This is a genomic window from Salifodinibacter halophilus, assembly GCA_012999515.1.
GTDB classification, from domain to species: domain Bacteria; phylum Pseudomonadota; class Gammaproteobacteria; order Nevskiales; family Salinisphaeraceae; genus Salifodinibacter; species Salifodinibacter halophilus.
Genome location: JABEEB010000079.1, coordinates 1 through 337, shown reverse-complemented (window position 1 = coordinate 337; position 337 = coordinate 1). Strand labels below are relative to the sequence as shown.

Sequence of the window (337 nt, the reverse complement as noted above, 5' to 3'; positions counted from 1 at the left end):
CATCGGCGCTGAGCTTGAGATCGGCGACCAATTGCGGATTGCCGAAGCCCGGCAGCAGATGCAGGCCGAGTGCGAATGCGGTCAGTACGAACAGTACGTGGCCGCCGATGCGCGCCGCGCGCGGCCGCGCCGGCCGCACCAGCCACGCGGCCAGGCCCAGCAGCGCGAGCGAAACCAGCGCCGGCGCAGCGAGAATTCCGTACGCGAACCCGGCGATCAGGGCCAGCGCCAGCAGCGCCGACGTCGCCGCGCGCGCCTTGGGCCACCACAGCGTCGCCGCGGCCGCGCACAACAGGCCCCAGATCGACACGCTCCACAGCGTGCCGGGATCGGCGAG

At 72.7% G+C, this 337-nt stretch carries 1 protein-coding gene; it reads right to left on the bottom strand.

Annotation, left to right across the window (positions count from 1 at the left end; translation table 11 throughout):
* On the bottom strand, positions 1-337 hold a 337-nt coding region (locus HKX41_10770), incomplete at both ends, for a CPBP family intramembrane metalloprotease domain-containing protein (protein ID NNC24612.1).